At 59.7% G+C, this 16,635-nt stretch carries 13 protein-coding genes; 4 read left to right on the top strand and 9 right to left on the bottom strand.

The features are described 5' to 3' along the window. Nucleotides 1-17: 17 nt before the first annotated feature. Nucleotides 18-1,142, bottom strand: coding sequence for a GNAT family N-acetyltransferase (locus HXW87_RS11255; protein ID WP_239778917.1), 1,125 nt, complete (start codon nucleotides 1,140-1,142; stop codon nucleotides 18-20). Between the two features lie 278 nt (nucleotides 1,143-1,420). On the opposite strand from HXW87_RS11255, the gene HXW87_RS11250 reads away from it, so the two are divergent. Then, complete coding sequence (locus HXW87_RS11250) at nucleotides 1,421-2,743, top strand: putative porin (protein WP_007966005.1); 1,323 nt, start codon at nucleotides 1,421-1,423, stop codon at nucleotides 2,741-2,743. Between the two features lie 179 nt (nucleotides 2,744-2,922). Here HXW87_RS11250 and HXW87_RS11245 read toward each other — a convergent pair whose 3' ends face one another. The 5 genes from HXW87_RS11245 to aceK all read right to left on the bottom strand — a co-directional run bounded on the left by HXW87_RS11245 (nucleotide 2,923) and on the right by aceK (nucleotide 11,181). Continuing rightward, the gene (locus tag HXW87_RS11245) at nucleotides 2,923-3,156 is read right to left on the bottom strand and encodes a zf-HC2 domain-containing protein (RefSeq protein WP_047292363.1); all 234 of its coding nucleotides are present in this window, start codon (nucleotides 3,154-3,156) and stop codon (nucleotides 2,923-2,925) included. Beyond that, nucleotides 3,150-3,764 (bottom strand): RNA polymerase sigma factor, encoded by a 615-nt coding sequence (locus HXW87_RS11240; RefSeq protein WP_121184230.1) that lies wholly within the window; start codon nucleotides 3,762-3,764, stop codon nucleotides 3,150-3,152. Before HXW87_RS11240 ends, HXW87_RS11245 begins: the two co-directional genes overlap by 7 nt. Nucleotides 3,765-3,870: 106 nt before the next feature. After that, nucleotides 3,871-4,992: a beta-ketoacyl-ACP synthase III gene (locus HXW87_RS11235; RefSeq protein ID WP_095667230.1), complete on the bottom strand. Its 1,122-nt coding sequence runs from the start codon at nucleotides 4,990-4,992 to the stop codon at nucleotides 3,871-3,873. A gap of 322 nt (nucleotides 4,993-5,314) precedes the next feature. After that, entirely contained in the window at nucleotides 5,315-9,226 is a 3,912-nt protein-coding gene (hrpA, locus tag HXW87_RS11230; RefSeq protein WP_239778916.1) for an ATP-dependent RNA helicase HrpA, read from the bottom strand. Between the two features lie 233 nt (nucleotides 9,227-9,459). Beyond that, a complete protein-coding gene (gene aceK / locus HXW87_RS11225) occupies nucleotides 9,460-11,181 on the bottom strand; it encodes a bifunctional isocitrate dehydrogenase kinase/phosphatase (protein ID WP_047292357.1) in 1,722 nt (573 codons plus the stop codon). Between the two features lie 219 nt (nucleotides 11,182-11,400). Between aceK and HXW87_RS11220 the strand changes: the two genes are divergently transcribed. Next, nucleotides 11,401-12,294, top strand: coding sequence for a DMT family transporter (locus HXW87_RS11220; RefSeq protein ID WP_239778915.1), 894 nt, complete (start codon nucleotides 11,401-11,403; stop codon nucleotides 12,292-12,294). A gap of 113 nt (nucleotides 12,295-12,407) precedes the next feature. Here HXW87_RS11220 and HXW87_RS11215 read toward each other — a convergent pair whose 3' ends face one another. Further along, nucleotides 12,408-13,271, bottom strand: a complete 864-nt coding sequence (locus tag HXW87_RS11215; protein WP_047292353.1) for a DMT family transporter — start codon at nucleotides 13,269-13,271, stop codon at nucleotides 12,408-12,410. A gap of 451 nt (nucleotides 13,272-13,722) precedes the next feature. On the opposite strand from HXW87_RS11215, the gene HXW87_RS11210 reads away from it, so the two are divergent. Both HXW87_RS11210 and HXW87_RS11205 read left to right on the top strand, forming a co-directional pair. Continuing rightward, nucleotides 13,723-14,256 (top strand): hypothetical protein, encoded by a 534-nt coding sequence (locus HXW87_RS11210; protein WP_239778914.1) that lies wholly within the window; start codon nucleotides 13,723-13,725, stop codon nucleotides 14,254-14,256. 49 nt (nucleotides 14,257-14,305) lie between these two features. Continuing rightward, a complete protein-coding gene (locus HXW87_RS11205; RefSeq protein WP_239778913.1) occupies nucleotides 14,306-14,485 on the top strand; it encodes a hypothetical protein in 180 nt (59 codons plus the stop codon). Nucleotides 14,486-14,530: 45 nt separating this feature from the next. Here HXW87_RS11205 and HXW87_RS11200 read toward each other — a convergent pair whose 3' ends face one another. Both HXW87_RS11200 and cysK read right to left on the bottom strand, forming a co-directional pair. Further along, on the bottom strand, nucleotides 14,531-15,469 hold the full coding sequence (locus HXW87_RS11200) for an aspartyl/asparaginyl beta-hydroxylase domain-containing protein (RefSeq protein WP_047292347.1): 939 nt from the start codon (nucleotides 15,467-15,469) through the stop codon (nucleotides 14,531-14,533). Nucleotides 15,470-15,653: 184 nt separating this feature from the next. Next, the gene (gene cysK, locus HXW87_RS11195) at nucleotides 15,654-16,628 is read right to left on the bottom strand and encodes a cysteine synthase A (RefSeq protein ID WP_047292345.1); all 975 of its coding nucleotides are present in this window, start codon (nucleotides 16,626-16,628) and stop codon (nucleotides 15,654-15,656) included. Between the last annotated feature and the right edge of the window lie 7 nt (nucleotides 16,629-16,635).

Raw genomic sequence — 16,635 nt, 5'->3', positions numbered from 1 at the left:
GCAGCTCCTACAGGGAGCTAGGTTTGGCGGTAGGGCAAGGCAGTTTTTGCTTCTTCGGCATAGGCAAGGATGCCGGCGCGTTCCTGTTTCAGAAAATCCTTCACCGCCGCTTTCAACCCGGGATGGCGCAGGTAGTGCCACGAATGCGTGATCACCGGTTCAAAGCCGCGAATCAGTTTATGTTCCCCCTGGGCCCCCGCATCGAAGCGCTGATACCCCTGGGCGATCGCGTAATCCATGCCCTGATAGAAACACGTCTCGAAATGCAGCCGGTCAAACTCGGCCAGACATCCCCAATAACGTCCATAGAAGCTGTCACCCCCGACCAGACTGAAGGCCATCGCCACCGGCCGTGAACCCTGTCTGGCGAAGACCACCCGAATCGCCTCCGGCATCCGCGCAGCCAACAGACTGAAGAACTCGCGCGTCAGGTACGGCGCCTGTCGGCGCACGGCATAGGTGTTGGCATAGCAGGCGTAGACAAAATCCCATTGCGCCTCGTCCAGCTCGCGCCCTTCCAGCCATTCGAACTCGAAGCCCTGCCCCGCCACTTGCTCGCGTTCCTTGCGCATCTGCTTGCGCTTGCCCGAGCTGAGCACGTCGAGAAAATCCTGAAAGTCCCGGTAACCGCGATTCTGCCAGTGGTACTGACAGCCGATACGTTGCAGCCAGCCCGGCTGCTCGGCCATGGCGGCATCGGTGAACGGGTCGGTGAAATTGATGTGCGCGCTGGAAAGTTCTTCGATTTCCAGATAACCCGGCAGGCTTTTGAGCAGTTCGAAGCCGTCCTCGACATTCGCCGCCAGCAGGCGCGGGCCACTGACTGGACTGAACGGCACCGCGGTCAGCAGCTTGGGGTAGTAATCGATCCCGGCGCGAGCGCAGGCATCAGCCCAACCGTGATCAAAGACATACTCGCCGTAGGAATGCCATTTGCGATAACCGGGCAGCGCGGCGATCAACCGATCGCCTTCAACATGCAGCAGATGCTCGGGTTGCCAGCCGGTGTGCGGGCCGACGCTGCCACTGTCTTCCAGTGCGCCGAGGAACGCATGGCGCAGAAACGGCTGGTTCTCGGGCACCAGCGCATCCCAGGTCGCGGGGGCGATTTCTGACAGGTTTTGCAGACGTTGCAACGGCATCAACTGGCTCTCCACATCTTGGCGTCAAAGCCCCGCGAGTATCGCTGATCAGCTTCCATTGCACACGCTCATTCGGGCGACAGTGCTCTGGCTCGATAGTTCACGAGGACGTTGCATCGTCATCGACATGACATCACTTAGCCACTGCTCTGTCATAAACCATCGCGATACTCGCTCCTGTTTTTAGAGCGCCGGGTTCTACCCGGACACTGTTTTCCGACGTGCGCGTCGGTGTGCCCAGGATGGTTCAGCCATCCCTCTCATCTTCGGAGATTGCTATGCGTCTTGCTTCCACGAAAACTGCGGCGGCCCTGTGCGGTGGCCTGTTGCTGGCCATGAGCGTTCCGGCCAGTGCTGCAGTCGACGCCAAACTGCTCGACATGCTCAAGGCTAACGGTTCCATTTCCCAGGCGCAGTACATTGAACTGCAAACTGAACTGGCCAAGGATCAGAAGGCTCAGCAAATCGCGCAGCAGGCGCAGCAAGAGACCAACGAGCAAATCGCGGCAACCGCGAAGAAAACCAATGAGCTGAGCTCCTTCGACCAGAAACTTGCCTGGGCCGCCAAGACCCAGTTCAAGGGTGACGTGCGTATCCGTCAGGAGACCGTCAAGATCGACGGTGAATCCAACAACGGTGGTCGCGACAAGGATCGCCAGCGTATCCGCGCCCGCCTGGGTGCCTACACCGAGATCAACCCGCAGGTCGACACCGGTATCCGTATTGCCACCGGCGGCGGCGACGATGCCCGTTCGACCAACCAGGACATGGACAACTACTTCGACAAGAAGCAGATCTGGCTCGACCTGGGTTACATCGACTACCACCCCGATGCCATCAAGAACCTGCACGTGATCGGCGGCAAGATGCTGCAACCCTGGGTCAGCATGGGCGATGTGATCTGGGACAGCGACATCAACCCGGAAGGTCTGGCCGTGACCTACAAATACCCGCTGGGCAGCAGCGCCGAACTGTTCGGCAGCCTGGGTAACTACACCCTCAAGGACAACGTCGACGGCGAAGGCGTGCAATTTCGCCACGACCTGCGCCTGACCGCAGGCCAGTTGGGCAGCCGCTTCGCGATCACCGACAACCTGAAACTGACCCTGGGCGGCAGCGTCTACGCCTACCAGAACGACGAGGACAGCCGTTGCACCGGGACGTCCACACCGTGCGCACTGTCGGTCAACGGCAACTCGGCCAACAACGAATTCCGTCTGTACGAGGGCTTCAGCCAGATCGATATCGGTGGTTTGCCAATGCCGCTGTCGTTCTACGGCCAGTACGTGAAGAACAACGATGCCGTGACCGATGCCGACACTGCGTGGCTGGTCGGCGCCAAGTCGAAAGTCTTCGGCCTGAACCTGGACTACAACTATCGTGACGTACAGCGTGACGCCGTGGTCGGCGCATTCACCGACTCCGACTTCGCCAACGGCACCACCGGTTCCCGTGGCCACAAGTTCAAGGTCGGTTACGACATCGACAAGAACTTCGCCATCGGCGCCACCTACTTCCTGACCAAGGCCGACTTCTCCAGCCGTACCCAGCGTGACGCAGACACCAACACCCTGCAGCTGGATGCGGAAGCGAAGTTCTAAAAAGCGTCACCTGTAGCCTGACGCGGGCGGGACGATCCCCATCATCCGTTCGTTTCATCCGCGTCGGGCTATTTCTGCAAGATGCAAGAACACTGTAGGAGCTGCCGGAGGCTGCGATCTTTTGATCTTGTTTTTGAGGATCAAAAGATCGCAGCCTCCGGCAGCTCCTACAGGGGGCTCTATTTTTCTTTGCGGCGTTGCTCGGCCAGGCGTTCGGCCAAAGCGTCAATACCCGCCTCGGTTTTCTCCGGCATCGCCTTCAATGTGGCCTGCATCAAACGCATCTGGCGAATGAAACGCCGACAGTTGGGGCAGAACATCAGGTGGTGGCGCACCAACAGTCTCTCGCGAAAGCTCAACTGGCCATCGAGATAATCGCTGGAGCGCGCTACTTGTTCCTTGCAGGTCAGCATTCGCCAGTCTCCTCAAAATGCTCCACCGTGGCGAAGACTTTCAGCCGCGCACGATGCAGCAGCACACGGACATTGGAGAGCGAGATCTCCAGAAGATTACAGATCTCTTCCAGCTCCAGGCCCTGACGCTCGCGCAGCAGCAAAACACTGCTTTGCAGTTCCGACAGGCTGAGCAAGGTGTGCTCCAGGCAGTCGCGCAATTCGCTTTCAGTCAGCAAGGCTTCCGGCGTGTCCTGATGCCAGGCGAACGGCGCCACCAGCCAATGACCGTCACCGGAAGAAAAGCGATCATCGTCGATGGTGCCGTGGGGTGACGGCAGGTCATCCATCAAGACTTCGCGACGATTTTGTTTGTAACGACTCTTGGCCGAGTTGGCAGTGATGGTCAGCAGCCAGGTCTTGAGACTGGAACGGCCCTCGAAGCTACCGATGTGGCGCACCACCGAAAGCCAGGCGTCCTGCACCACTTCCTCGACATGGCGCTGGCCGACAATCGCGTAAGCCACAGCACGCATGGCGCTCTGGTAGGTGCTGACCAGTTCCTTGAAAGCTTTTTGCTCACCGGCCAACAGGCGTTCGAGCAGTTGGGTGTCATCCGTTGCGGCCATGCGCGCCTCGTTTTCAGATGGTCGAAAGCAAAAGATCGCAGCCTGCGGCAGCTCCTACAGAGATCAGTGTAGGAGCTGCCGCAGGCTGCGATCTTTTCAGGCGCACTCAGCGCTTGCGCAGAATCACGCTGCCGATCGAGTAACCGGCGCCGAACGAGCTCAGCACGGCCAGCGAACCGCTGGCCAGATCGTCCTGATACTTGTGGAAGGCAATCACCGAGCCGGCAGAGCTGGTGTTGGCGTAGGTGTCGAGAATCACCGGGGCTTCTTCTTCAGTGGCTTCACGGCCCAGCAGCTTGCGCACGATCAGGTGGTTCATGCTCAGGTTGGCCTGGTGCAGCCAGAAGCGCTTGACGTCGCCGACGTTGAGTTTGTTCTCTTCCAGATGCTCACCTATCAGCTCGGCGACCATCGGGCAGACGTCCTTGAACACCTTGCGGCCTTCCTGCACGAACAGTTTGTCGCGGGCCCCGATGCCCTCCTCCGCCGCACGGTTGAGGAAGCCGAAGTTGTTGCGAATATTGTTGGAGAACTTGGTCAGCAGTTTGGTGCTGACCACATCGAACTGGTACTTGGAGGTCGCCAGGTCGGCGCGCTCAATGATGACTGCCGTCGCCGCGTCGCCGAAGATGAAGTGGCTGTCACGGTCGCGGAAGTTCAGGTGACCGGTGCAGACTTCAGGGTTGACCATCAGGATCGCCCGGGCCTGACCCAGTTGCACACTGTTGGCCGCCGCCTGAATGCCGAAAGTCGCCGAGGAGCAGGCGACGTTCATGTCGAAACCGAAGCCCTGAATGCCCAGTGCTTCCTGGACTTCGATGGCGATGGCCGGGTAGGCGCGCTGCAGGTTGGAGCAGGCGACGATCACGCCGTCGATGTCGGCGGCGGTCTTGCCGGCACGTTGCAGCGCCTGTTCGGCGGCGCCGATGGCCATCTGGCAGAGGACCGACCATTCGTCGTTGGAACGCTCCGGCAGACGCGGGGCCATGCGTTGCGGATCGAGAATACCGTCCTTGTCCATGACAAAGCGGCTCTTGATGCCGGAGGCCTTTTCGATGAACGCGGCGCTGGATTCGGTTAGCGCCTGGACTTCACCACGGGCGATGGCATCGGCGTTGTCGGCGTTGAATTGCGCGACATAGGTATTGAAAGACTGCACCAGCTCTTCGTTGGAAATGCTGTTGGCCGGGGTGTACAGGCCGGTGCCGCTGATGACGACGTTATGCATGGTCGTTTCTCTAATCTGTTCAGGCAGAAAGCGCTGGCACCGACGTACCAACACACAAAGGGTCTGTTCCTGTCCGCAGGACGCTGACCTGGCATCGCTTTATTCCGCCACGTGACCCGACCGAAGGCTCTGGGTCACGAAACCGGCGTTTATGGTCGCGAAGTTTGCCATAAACCTTGGCTTTTGGCGCCTTTCTCATGCCAAACCCAATCACTGTAGGAGCTGCCGAAGGCTGCGATCTTTTGATTCTGTTCCGGTAAAAAGCAAAATCAAAAGATCGCAGCCTGCGGCAGCTCCTACAGAGGCGATGCAGGGTTGGGGATCAAGCCTCGACCTGACTCCATTGCTTGCTCAGCCGCTTGTCCGAGATCGGCACTTTCGTTCCCAACTGCTGGGCGAACAGCGACACCCGGTATTCCTCCAGCCACCAGCGGTACAACTCCAGCTGCGGATCGCGTTTACCTTCCTGGGCATGTTTCGCCGCGCGGACCTGGTATTGCGCCCAGAGGCCGGCCAGTTCACCGCTCCAGACGCGATCCTTCTGTACTTGCGCACCGAGCTTCTCGAAACGCTGCTCGACCGCCTTCAGATAGCGCGGCAGCTCCTTGAGCCATTGCATCGGTGTTTCCCGGACGAACCCCGGATACACCAGATGGCTGATTTGCTGCTTGATGTCATTCAGCGCCACCGCCTGAGCCAGATCGATCTTGCCCTTGAAGCGCTTTTGCAGGCCGTGCCACAGCTTGAGAATCTCCAGGGTCAGCCGCGCCACGCGCTCGGCGTGTTCGGTCCAGCTGCCGCGTTTGCGTTCGGCCAATGCCGCCAGCCCGGCACCGTCACGCGGCAACGGGTCTTCGCCTTCCAGAATGCAGCTGTCGAGACTGGCCAGCAGAATGTCTTCCACCAGCGCGTCCACTCGGCCCAACTCACGATACAGCAGGCCCAGCTCGGTGATACCCGGCAGTTTGCTGCGCAGGAACTTCGCCGGCTCCGCCAGTTGCTGCAGCAGCAGCCGCTGCAAGGCGCGGCGATGCTGGAATTCGGCTTCGGCCGGGGTCGAAAACCGCCCTTCCTTGACCGTGCCGCCTTCTTCCACCAGTGCCGGATAGACCGTCATCGACAGGCCGGCAATCTTCTGCTGAGTCTTTTCCGCCACCGGAGCGAAGACCTTGGCCTCCACCGGTTGCTGACTTTTCGCACTTTGCGGCACGGCCAAAGCCGCTTGACTGGCTTCGGCGAAGCGCGCGGTGAGCTCGGCCAGATCGCGTCCCTCACCAAGAAACTTGCCTTGGCCGTCGACGATTTCCAGGTTCATCCGCAGATGGCTTTCGACCTGCTGCGCCGCTTCCGCCCACGCCTCATCGCTGACTCGGGCGCCGGTCATGCGCAGCAGTTCGCGACCCAGCGATTGCGGCAACGAGCCCTCAGCGAAGGTCATGCGCTGCAACGCCGCCTTGATGAAATCCGGCACCGGCACGAAGTTTTTGCGCAGGGCTTTCGGCAGATTGCGCACCAGCGCAATGCACTTGGCCTCGATCAGCCCCGGCACCAGCCATTCCAGACGCTCCGGCGGCAGCATCGGCAGCAGCGGTGCCGGCACGCGCAGGGTCACGCCGTCGCGCGGGTGATTGGGTTCGAAGTGGTAGCTGAGCGCCAACTCCAGATCGCCGATGTGCAACGTGTCCGGGTAGTCGCGCGCGGTGACTTCGCTGGCCTCGCGGGCCAGCACGTCCTCTTCGCGCATGATCAGCAGCTGCGGGTTCTTCTGGCTGTTGACCCGATACCAACTGTCGAAGGTCGCGGTCTGGTGAATCTCCGCCGGCAACCGCGCATCGTAGAACGCGTACAGGGTTTCTTCGTCAGCGAGGATGTCGCGGCGCCGGGCCTTGGCTTCCAGTTCGTCGAGCTGTTCGAGCAATTGTTTGTTGGCGCTCAAGCATTTGGCTTTCGACTGAATCTCGCCACGCACCAGGCCCTCGCGGATAAACAGCTCACGCGACACCACCGGATCCACCGGGCCGTAATGCACCGGGCGGCGACCGACCACGATCAGCCCGAACAGGGTAATCTGCTCGTAGGCCACAACCTGGCCGCGCTTCTTCTCCCAGTGCGGTTCGAAGTGGTTTTTCTTGATCAGGTGCCCGGCCAGCGGTTCGATCCAGTCGGCGTCGATCTTGGCGACCATGCGCGCGTAAAGCTTGGTGGTTTCCACCAGTTCGGCGGTCATCAGCCACTGCGGGCGTTTCTTGCCGATGCCCGACGACGGATGAATCCAGAAGCGCCGCTGACGGGCGCCAAGGTAATCGCCGTCTTCGGTTTTCTGACCGATCTGGCTGAGCAATCCGACCAGCACCGCTTTGTGCAGTTTCGGGTAATCCGCCGGTTCCTTGTTGAGGCTCAACTGCATGTCGCGGCAGATCAGACTCAGCTGGCGATGGGAATCACGCCACTCGCGCAGACGCAGATAATTGAGGAAATTCTTCCGGCACCAGTTACGCAGTGGGCTGGCGGTCAGCGCTTGGCGCTGTTCTTCAAAACCACGCCACAGATTGACCAGACCGGCGAAGTCCGAATCGCTGTCCTTCCACTGCGCGTGGGCCTGATCCGCCGCTTGCTGACGCTCCGGCGGACGCTCGCGCGGGTCTTGAATCGACATCGCACTGGCGACGATCAGCACTTCCTGCAAGCTGCCGAGCCTGGCCGCTTCGAGCAGCATGCGGCCCATGCGCGGGTCCACCGGCAGGCGCGCCAACTGGCGCCCGAGCGGGGTCAGCTGACTGTTGCGGTCCACCGCCGAGAGTTCTTGCAGCAGGTTGAAACCGTCGCTGATCGCCTTGCCGTCCGGCGGCTCGATGAACGGGAACGCGGTGATCTCACCGAGGCGCAGGTGCAGCATCTGCAAGATCACGGCGGCAAGGTTGGTGCGCAGAATTTCCGGGTCAGTGAATTCCGGGCGACCGAGGAAATCTTCCTCGCTGTACAGCCGCACGCAAATCCCCGGTTCGACCCGGCCGCAACGACCTTTACGCTGATTGGCACTGGCCTGGGAAATCGCTTCGATCGGCAGGCGTTGGACCTTGGCGCGATAGCTGTAGCGACTGATGCGCGCGGTGCCGCTGTCGATCACGTACCGGATGCCCGGCACGGTCAACGAGGTCTCGGCGACGTTGGTCGCCAGCACCACGCGGCGTCCCGGATGCGACTGGAAAATCCGCTGCTGTTCAGCCGGCGACAGGCGCGCGTACAGCGGCAGGATTTCGGTGTGTTTGAGCTGAGCCTTGCGCAGCATGTCGGCGGCGTCGCGAATCTCGCGCTCGCCGGGCAGGAACACCAGCACATCGCCGGGACTGCGGCGTTCACTACGCTCGTAGGCGGCGATCTCGTCGAGGGTGGCGAGGATCGCCTGATCGACGGTCAGGTCGTCTTCGACGCGGTTGCCCTCTTCGTCCTGCTCAAGCGTCAGCGGGCGATACCAGGTTTCAACCGGGAAGGTGCGGCCGGACACTTCGACAATCGGCGCGTCATCGAAATGCTTGGAGAAGCGCTCCAGATCGATGGTCGCCGAGGTGATGATGACTTTCAGGTCCGGACGACGCGGCAGCAGGGTTTTCAGGTAACCGAGCAGGAAGTCGATGTTCAGGCTGCGTTCGTGAGCTTCGTCGACGATGATCGTGTCGTAGCGTTCCAGATAACGGTCATTCTGGGTTTCCGCCAGCAGGATGCCGTCGGTCATCAGTTTGATCAGGGTGTTGGCATCGCTCTGATCTTCGAAACGCACCTGATAACCGACCAGCGCGCCCAGTGGCGTACCGAGTTCTTCGGCGACCCGACTGGCCACACTGCGCGCCGCGATTCGGCGCGGCTGGGTGTGGCCGATCAAGCCATGCTGACCGCGACCGATTTCCAGGCAGATTTTCGGCAACTGCGTGGTTTTACCCGAACCGGTTTCGCCGGCGATGATCAGGACCTGATGCTTCTCCAGCGCAGCCTTGATCTCATCGCGCTTGGCGGCAATCGGCAGGCTGTCGTCGTAACGAATCACCGGCAGGCTGGCACGGCGCGCCAGCACTTGATCACAGGACGCCTGCAGGCGCGTCACCCACTGGGCCAGCTTGGCCTCGTCGGGTTTCTTGCGCAGCTCGAGCAACTGCCGCCGCAGCCAGTGACGGTCGGCGAGCATGGCGTGATCAAGGTTTTTCAGCAGTTTGTCGATGGAGGGCGATTCGTCGGTCATCGGGTACGCAATTCGGTCGTCTATATGTGCAGGGGGCGGATTGTCGCAGATTTGCGTCACTGAACACGACTGCGAGGTGCTTTTGTGGCGAGGGGATTTATCCCCGATCGGCTGCGCAGCAGTCGCCGACTGGATATGAAAGTCGGACTGAAGCGTCTGAGTTGAAGGTTTTTGGGGGTGCTACGCACCCCATCGGGGATAAATCCCCTCGCCACAATGTGTTTACCCGGGCGTCATTCATTATCCAGTCCTTTGCGGCGGTAGGGGAACACGTCGATGACTTTGCCGGCGCGAATCGCCTCCTGCAGCCCCTTCCAGTAATCGGCGTTGTACAACTCGCCGTGCAGTTGATCGAACAGTTTGCGCTGCCCGGCATCGGCGAACAGGAACGGCGGAAACTCCTCGGGAAAAACGTCCAGCGGCCCGATCGAGTACCAGGGCTCGGAAGCCATTTCGTCCTCGGGGGTGCGCGGCGCGGGGATGTGGCGGAAGTTGGCTTCGGTCAGGAAGCAGATTTCGTCATAGTCGTAGAACACCACCCGCCCATGCCGGGTAACGCCGAAGTTCTTCAGCAACATGTCGCCGGGGAAGATATTGGCCGCCGCCAGTTGCTTGATCGCCAGGCCGTAATCCTCCAGTGCCTCGCGCACCTGCGCTTCGTTGGCGTTGTCCAGATAGAGGTTGAGCGGGGTCATGCGGCGCTCGGTCCAGCAGTGGCGGATCAACACCGTGTCGCCTTCGACCGAGACCGTCGACGGCGCGACGTCAAGCAGCTCTTCCAGGCACGCCGGATCGAACTTGCTCAGTGGAAAACGGAAGTCGGCGAATTCCTGGGTATCGGCCATGCGCCCGACGCGGTCGACACTTTTCACCAATCGGTATTTTTCGATCACCGTCGCCCGGTCGACGTTTTTCGACGGCGAGAAACGGTCCTTGATGATCTTGAACACGGTGTTGAAGCCCGGCAGGGTGAACACGCTCATGACCATGCCGCGCACGCCCGGCGCCATGATGAATTGATCGTCGGTGTTGGCCAGGTGATTGATCAGCGCGCGGTAGAACTCGGACTTGCCGTGTTTGTAGAAGCCGATCGAGGTGTACAGCTCGGCGATGTGCTTGCCCGGCAGAATGCGCCGCAGGAAACCGATGAACTCCGCCGGCACCGGCACATCGACCATGAAATACGAACGGGTGAAAGAGAAGATGATCGACACATCGGCTTCGTCGGTGATCAGCGCGTCGATCTGAATCCCGCGGCCTTCGCGGTGCAGCAGCGGAATCACCAGCGGCCACTGCTCGTTGGGGGTGTAGATGCGCCCCACCAGATACGCGCCTTTGTTGCGGTACAGCACCGAGGAAAACAGCTCGACGCTCAGCTCCGGATCCTTGCACACCCAGTCCGGCAAATTCTCGCGCAGTTGCGCTTCGAGGCGCTGCAGATCGCCGGGCAGATCGGCGTAATCCTCGCTGAAACGGTAGTCGGCAAAGATGCTCGCAAGCATCGACGACAGCTGACCTTGCGGCTTGTAGGTGCGGGTTTGCGCAGCCCGGGCGCGGCGCAGGCTCGGGCGCGTGGTATGGATGAACATGCAGCCGTCGCTGATCAGGTCGTGGCTGAACAGCCCGCAGAAGATCGAGTTGTACCAGGTCTCGGACAGCTCATCGTCGAAGCGCAGGTCGATCACGCTGATGTAGGCACTTTTCACCAACGGCCAGCTGCCGACATTCATCAACGTCTCGTCGTCGAAATGCTCGCGCAGGCGGGCGATGGTTTCGCCGACCTTTTCTTCGTAGAGATTGATCCGCGCCGCCGACGCGGTCTGCGTCTCCTGCCAGCGCGCCTGCTCGAAGCGTTCCCGCGCACCGTCGGTGATCCGCCGGAAATGCTCGCGGTAATCGTCAAAGCCATCGAGGATCATGCGGGCGATGTCGGTGGCTGGCCATTGCTGCGGCATAGAAGAGACCTCGGCGTACAAGTGGAAATCTGTGCCTGAGCTTAGCCACGGAACCGGGTGCAGGTGAAGTGCAATTTCTGCCAAAACCGGAACGCCAGCGCACATCGCTGGCATTTTTCACCAGGCAACCCGCTGCAGCGAATTAAATGCCCGATTAGCGGTTGCCATCGCCGGGGCGCTCGGCAACACTCTCGTCCCGATCAAGGAAGGAGTGCCATCGTGAGCGCTGTCGATATTTTCCGCATGCTGTCGCTGGCAGCCATCTGGGGCGCGAGTTTCCTGTTCATGCGCATTATTGCGCCGGTGATCGGCACCATTCCGACCGCGTTCTTTCGGGTGTCGATAGCGGCCGTCGGGCTGCTGGTGATTCTCGGGTTGATGCGCATCAGCTGGGACTTCAAAGGCAAGCTTAAAACCGTGATGTTGCTGGGCGTGATCAACTCGGGGATTCCGGCGACACTGTATTCGGTCGCGGCGCAAGTGTTGCCGGCCGGCTACTCGGCAATCTTCAACGCCACCACGCCGCTGATGGGCGTATTGATTGGCGGGCTGTTTTTCAGTGAAAAACTCACTGCCGCGAAGCTGACCGGGGTGTTTCTCGGCTTGTTCGGTGTCGGTGTGCTGACGCGTGCAGGGCCGGTGGCTTTCGATCTGCAATTGCTCATGGGCGCCCTCGCCTGCCTGCTTGCCACCACCTGCTACGGTTTCGCCGGATTTCTCACGCGACGCTGGCTGGATCACAGCGGTGGGCTCGACAGTCGTCTCTCAGCCGTGGGCAGCATGCTCGGCGCTTCGCTGTTTCTCTTGCCGCTGTTCGGCTACAGCGTGATCACCGCACCACCGGCAAGCTGGGGCGGCTGGAGTGTATGGCTATCGCTGCTGGGCCTGGGTCTGGGTTGCACCGCGTTCGCCTACATCATCTATTTCCGCTTGCTCAGTTCCATCGGCCCGGTCAAATCGATGACCGTCACCTTCATGATCCCGGCGTTCGGCGTGTTGTGGGGTGCGTTACTGCTGGATGAGCCGCTGTCGATGGCTCACTTGTACGGCGGGGTGTTGATTGCGCTGGCGTTGTGGTTGGTGTTGAAGCCGGCGGTAGCAACCGCCCGCTGATTGGCGGCGTCGATAAGTCAGTCTTCGCGAGCAAGCCCACATTTGGAATGCATTCCCCTGTGGGAGCGAGCCTGCTCGCGAAGGCGGCCGAACAGCCGCGATCAGTTTACGGATCAGCCGGTTTTACGGAACACAAACGCCAGACCGACAATGATCAACAGCATCCCCAGCACACTCAGCGCCGCCAGACGATTGCCGAAAATCAGATAGTCCATCAGCGCCGTCACCGCTGGCACCAGATAGAACAGACTGGTGACGTTCACCAGATTGCCCCGAGCGATCAGGCGGTACAGCAAAAGCGTCGCCAGCACCGACACCACCAGTCCCATCCACAACACCGGCACGATGAAACCGGCGCTGTGCTCAAAGTGGAACGGTTGAAACGGCACAAATATCCCGCACAACAACAGTCCGGCCAGGTATTGCACTGGCAGCGTGCCGAGGGGATTGTCGGTGATGCGTTTCTGCATGATCGAACCCAGAGTCATGCTCGCCAGTGCAAGCAGGCCGAACAGCATCCCGGCCCAGGACATCCCCGCCAGACCGATCCCCTGGTAAACCACCATGATCAGCCCGGCCAGGCCCAGCGCCAGACCGAACATCCGGCTCGCCGAGCGCTGCCGCTCCATCAACACCACAGTGAGGATCGGCTGTACGCCCATGATGGTCGCCATCACCCCCGGCGTGACTTTGGTGTTGAGCGCCAACAGATAAAAAATCTGATACGCGCCCAACAACACCAGGCCCGTTGCAATCGCGAACAGCATCGGTTTGCCACCCTTGGGCAGCTTCAACTTGAGCAGCGGCGTCAACAGCAGCAGCCCGCACAGGGCGATCACAAAGCGAATCAATAGAAAAGCAAAGGGCGAGGCATGGGCCAGGCCCCATTTGGAGAAGATCGCACCACTGCTCCACAGCAGAACGAACAGGCTCGTGGACATCGCCGCAAACGCGGATTGTTTCGAAAGGACAAACATGAATACCACCTGTAGTCAGGCAAATAGCCAACTCAGCCGAGGCTGAAATTCAGTAGGTGTTTCTGGGGGGCGCAGGGGTCAGCAAAGAATGCCGATCAGCCCGAAACGCCAACGCCCGGCGGTGATACGACGGCGCACACCGGCGTGCTACTGACAGGTGGAGGGTAATGACTGATCTGCCCGGGCTGCTGATTCCCGCACGGCACGACGCCAGCATTGACCGCTGAATCGACTACCGCGTTGATGAGGGATGCAGGCATTGGGACTGATCTTTTTTGAAGGATTTGAAATATGAATCAGCTGATTCACGAGCGCCGACTATAACCAGCGCGGGACATGGATTGCAATGATTTGGCCAAAGGGCCAGCAGGGACAGTTGGCGGCGAGGAGAATAGGCTGATGAGCAAGGGATAGGCCCATTGATGGGGAGACAGGGAATGCTCGGGATCACATGCCAAGGGAACGGACATATTTGCGGTATCAGGTCTATCGGTCAGAGGCGCGGAAGCAGGCCGGTATTACTTTTGCCAAACTGCAGAAAGATCTGCAACAGAACGGGATCGTGGATCTGGACCACTCCAGAGTTCGTTTTGAGGCCATCAATGCTCTGGCCCTGAATGCCTATGAACAATGGCTTGATCCTCATTTTTCCTGGCAGGAAGTTGTCAGGTGGAAGGCCAGAGAACCGATGGCGTTCGATTTGGCAATCTGGTTTGATCAAGAGCTTTGCGGACTTTGCTTCGCGAATCCTAACCAGAGCAGGTTGCGCGTGAAAATCGTGCGCCTTGAAGGCCAACCGGGAACGGATCACCCTCTCAAGAGCCGCATCGCCACGTTTGCCTTGACCGCCGTTACGCACTTCGCACGAATCATAGGCAGCGAACAAATAGAAATTCAGGAACCTCTTCCAGCAGTAGTTCCTCTTTACAGGCAACTGGGTTTTGAGTTCGACACAGAGGGGCGACTTGTGAAGCTTATTGACTAAGTCTAGTATCGGGCCATCTGCTCATTTAATGATCAACGTCGGAGATACCATGAAAGCTGTCGTTGAAAACAAGGCGTCGGTCGCCAAGTCAATAAAGGTCAATAGAAAGCGCTCGTGCTCAGAGCTTTCTGAGAGAGAGTTGCAACGTATCAGGGAGGCGTTGGCAAACCCGGCCGTTGAGGAGCCTGGGGGTGTTCTTGCCGGCGCCTCTTTCACCTTCCCTTCATGAAAAAACCGCTCACCAGGAGCGGTTTTTTTATTTCAACATCCAGCCTCAACCAAACAGCCAATACCCCAGCAACGTCAGCACCAACACCGCCAGAACCGGACGCAGGATGCGGTAAGCCTTGGGGTTGCGGCGTTTCCACTGTTTGACCACGCCACTGAACTTGTCGCTGAAGCTCTTGCTCCAGGCATAAGCCTGGTTAATGCCGCCGACACGTTCGTCATCAAGGTTCTGCGGGGCGGTGGCGCGTCCCAGCCAGGCGCTGATGGCGCGGTTGATGCGGGTCATCAGACGGTTGCTTAATGGGCGTTCGACGTCGCAGAACAGGATGACGCGAGTCTGCTCGGTTTCGTTTTTGACCCAGTGCACGTAAGTCTCGTCGAACATCACGTCTTCCCCGTCGCGCCAGGCGTACACCTGACCGTCGACGAAGATCCGGCAATCGTCGGAGTTCGGCGTCGACAGGCCCAGGTGATAACGCAGCGAGCCGGCAAACGGGTCACGGTGCGGGTTCAGGTGACTGCCACCGGGCAACAGCGCGAACATCGCACCTTTGACATTAGGGATCGCACTGACCAAGGCCACGGTTTTCGGGCACAGGGTTTCGGCCGACGGCAGCGGTTTGTCGTACCACTTGAGGTAGAAACGCTTCCAGCCCTTCTTGAAGAACGAGCCAAAACCAGCGTCGTTGTTCTTCTCCGCGGCGCGGATATAGCCCTCGTCGAACAGGTGCATGGCTTCGTCGCGAATGGTTTCCCAGTTATCGCGCAGCACATCCAGTTCCGGAAACTTGCTGCGATCCAGATACGGTTTGGACGGAACGCCGGAGAACAGGTACATCAGCGCATTGTACGGAGCGAACAGCGCCGAGTGGTTGACGAACTGACGCAGGACCGGCAGACGCGCCTTGCCGCGCAAATGCACATAGAGGATGCTGCCCACAAACAGCAGCAACACCAACACCTTGGCGGCTAACGAAAAGGTCATCAACGACTCCTTGAATAAAGACAACGCTGCGCAACGCCTTTTACCCGGCATGGCAGCCGGCCATGATAAACACTACCGGCCTCGGGAAAAACCCGCTGAAGCCAAGATTCAGTGTTAAGAATTGCGCAACAAAGCATTTATTAGCATAACGATCCTGAACCCCGGCTGATCTGAGTCAATTCGACTATTGCTGATTCTCCTGCTCGGTGAACAGATCGCTGAACAACATGCTCGACAGATACCGCTCACCGGAGTCCGGCAAAATCACCACGATGGTCTTGCCCTGCATTTCCGGCTTCTCGGCCAGACGCACGGCCACGGCCATGGCCGCGCCGCAGGAAATACCGCACAGGATGCCTTCTTCCTGCATCAGACGCAGCGCCATGGCTTTGGATTCGTCGTCGGTGACCTGTTCCACCCGGTCGACCATCGACAAATCGAGGTTCTTTGGTACGAAACCGGCACCAATCCCCTGAATCTTGTGTGGGCTCGGCTTGATCTCTTCCCCCGCCAGGGCCTGGCTGATCACCGGCGAAGAGACGGGTTCTACCGCGACCGACAGAATCGGTTTGCCCTGGGTATTCTTGATATACCGCGAAACGCCGGTGATGGTTCCGCCGGTCCCGACACCTGCGACCAGTACATCGACAGCACCGTCAGTGTCGTTCCAGATTTCCGGACCGGTGGTTTTTTCGTGAATCGCCGGGTTGGCCGGATTATCGAACTGCGACGGCATGAAGAATGAGCCAGTGTCGCTGGCAACAATTTCGGCAGCCTTCTCGATGGCGCCTTTCATGCCTTTGGCCGGCTCGGTCAGGACCAGTTCTGCGCCGAGGGCCTTGAGCACCTTGCGCCGCTCGATGCTCATCGAGGCCGGCATGGTCAGCATCAATTTGTAACCACGGGCGGCGGCAACGAAGGCCAGACCGATGCCGGTATTGCCCGACGTCGGTTCGACGATGGTCATGCCCGGCTTGAGTTTGCCGCTGCTCTCGGCGTCCCAGATCATGTTCGCGCCGATTCGGCATTTGACCGAATAACCGGGGTTGCGTCCCTCGATCTTGGCCAGAATGGTCACGCCACGCGGCGCGATGCGGTTGATCTGCACCAGCGGCGTATTGCCGATGGAATGGGCGTTGTCAGCGAAAATACGGCTCATGGCTGGG

Origin of the sequence: Pseudomonas sp. Y5-11, from assembly GCF_022368695.1 — a bacterium.
Lineage (GTDB): Bacteria > Pseudomonadota > Gammaproteobacteria > Pseudomonadales > Pseudomonadaceae > Aquipseudomonas > Aquipseudomonas parakoreensis.
The sequence above is the reverse complement of the archived record's forward strand: the minus strand, read 5'-3'. Positions and strand labels throughout refer to the sequence as shown.

What these genes read in the sequence shown, in the direction of transcription:
- HXW87_RS11255 (WP_239778917.1), bottom strand. Translation starts at nt 1,142, where the DNA reads ATGCCGTTGCAACGTCTGCAAAACCTGTCAGAAATCGCCCCCGCGACC.
- HXW87_RS11250 (WP_007966005.1), top strand. Translation starts at nt 1,421, where the DNA reads ATGCGTCTTGCTTCCACGAAAACTGCGGCGGCCCTGTGCGGTGGCCTG.
- HXW87_RS11245 (WP_047292363.1), bottom strand. Translation starts at nt 3,156, where the DNA reads ATGCTGACCTGCAAGGAACAAGTAGCGCGCTCCAGCGATTATCTCGAT.
- HXW87_RS11240 (WP_121184230.1), bottom strand. Translation starts at nt 3,764, where the DNA reads ATGGCCGCAACGGATGACACCCAACTGCTCGAACGCCTGTTGGCCGGT.
- HXW87_RS11235 (WP_095667230.1), bottom strand. Translation starts at nt 4,992, where the DNA reads ATGCATAACGTCGTCATCAGCGGCACCGGCCTGTACACCCCGGCCAAC.
- hrpA (WP_239778916.1), bottom strand. Translation starts at nt 9,226, where the DNA reads ATGACCGACGAATCGCCCTCCATCGACAAACTGCTGAAAAACCTTGAT.
- aceK (WP_047292357.1), bottom strand. Translation starts at nt 11,181, where the DNA reads ATGCCGCAGCAATGGCCAGCCACCGACATCGCCCGCATGATCCTCGAT.
- HXW87_RS11215 (WP_047292353.1), bottom strand. Translation starts at nt 13,271, where the DNA reads ATGTTTGTCCTTTCGAAACAATCCGCGTTTGCGGCGATGTCCACGAGC.
- HXW87_RS11210 (WP_239778914.1), top strand. Translation starts at nt 13,723, where the DNA reads ATGCCAAGGGAACGGACATATTTGCGGTATCAGGTCTATCGGTCAGAG.
- HXW87_RS11205 (WP_239778913.1), top strand. Translation starts at nt 14,306, where the DNA reads ATGAAAGCTGTCGTTGAAAACAAGGCGTCGGTCGCCAAGTCAATAAAG.
- HXW87_RS11200 (WP_047292347.1), bottom strand. Translation starts at nt 15,469, where the DNA reads ATGACCTTTTCGTTAGCCGCCAAGGTGTTGGTGTTGCTGCTGTTTGTG.
- cysK (WP_047292345.1), bottom strand. Translation starts at nt 16,628, where the DNA reads ATGAGCCGTATTTTCGCTGACAACGCCCATTCCATCGGCAATACGCCG.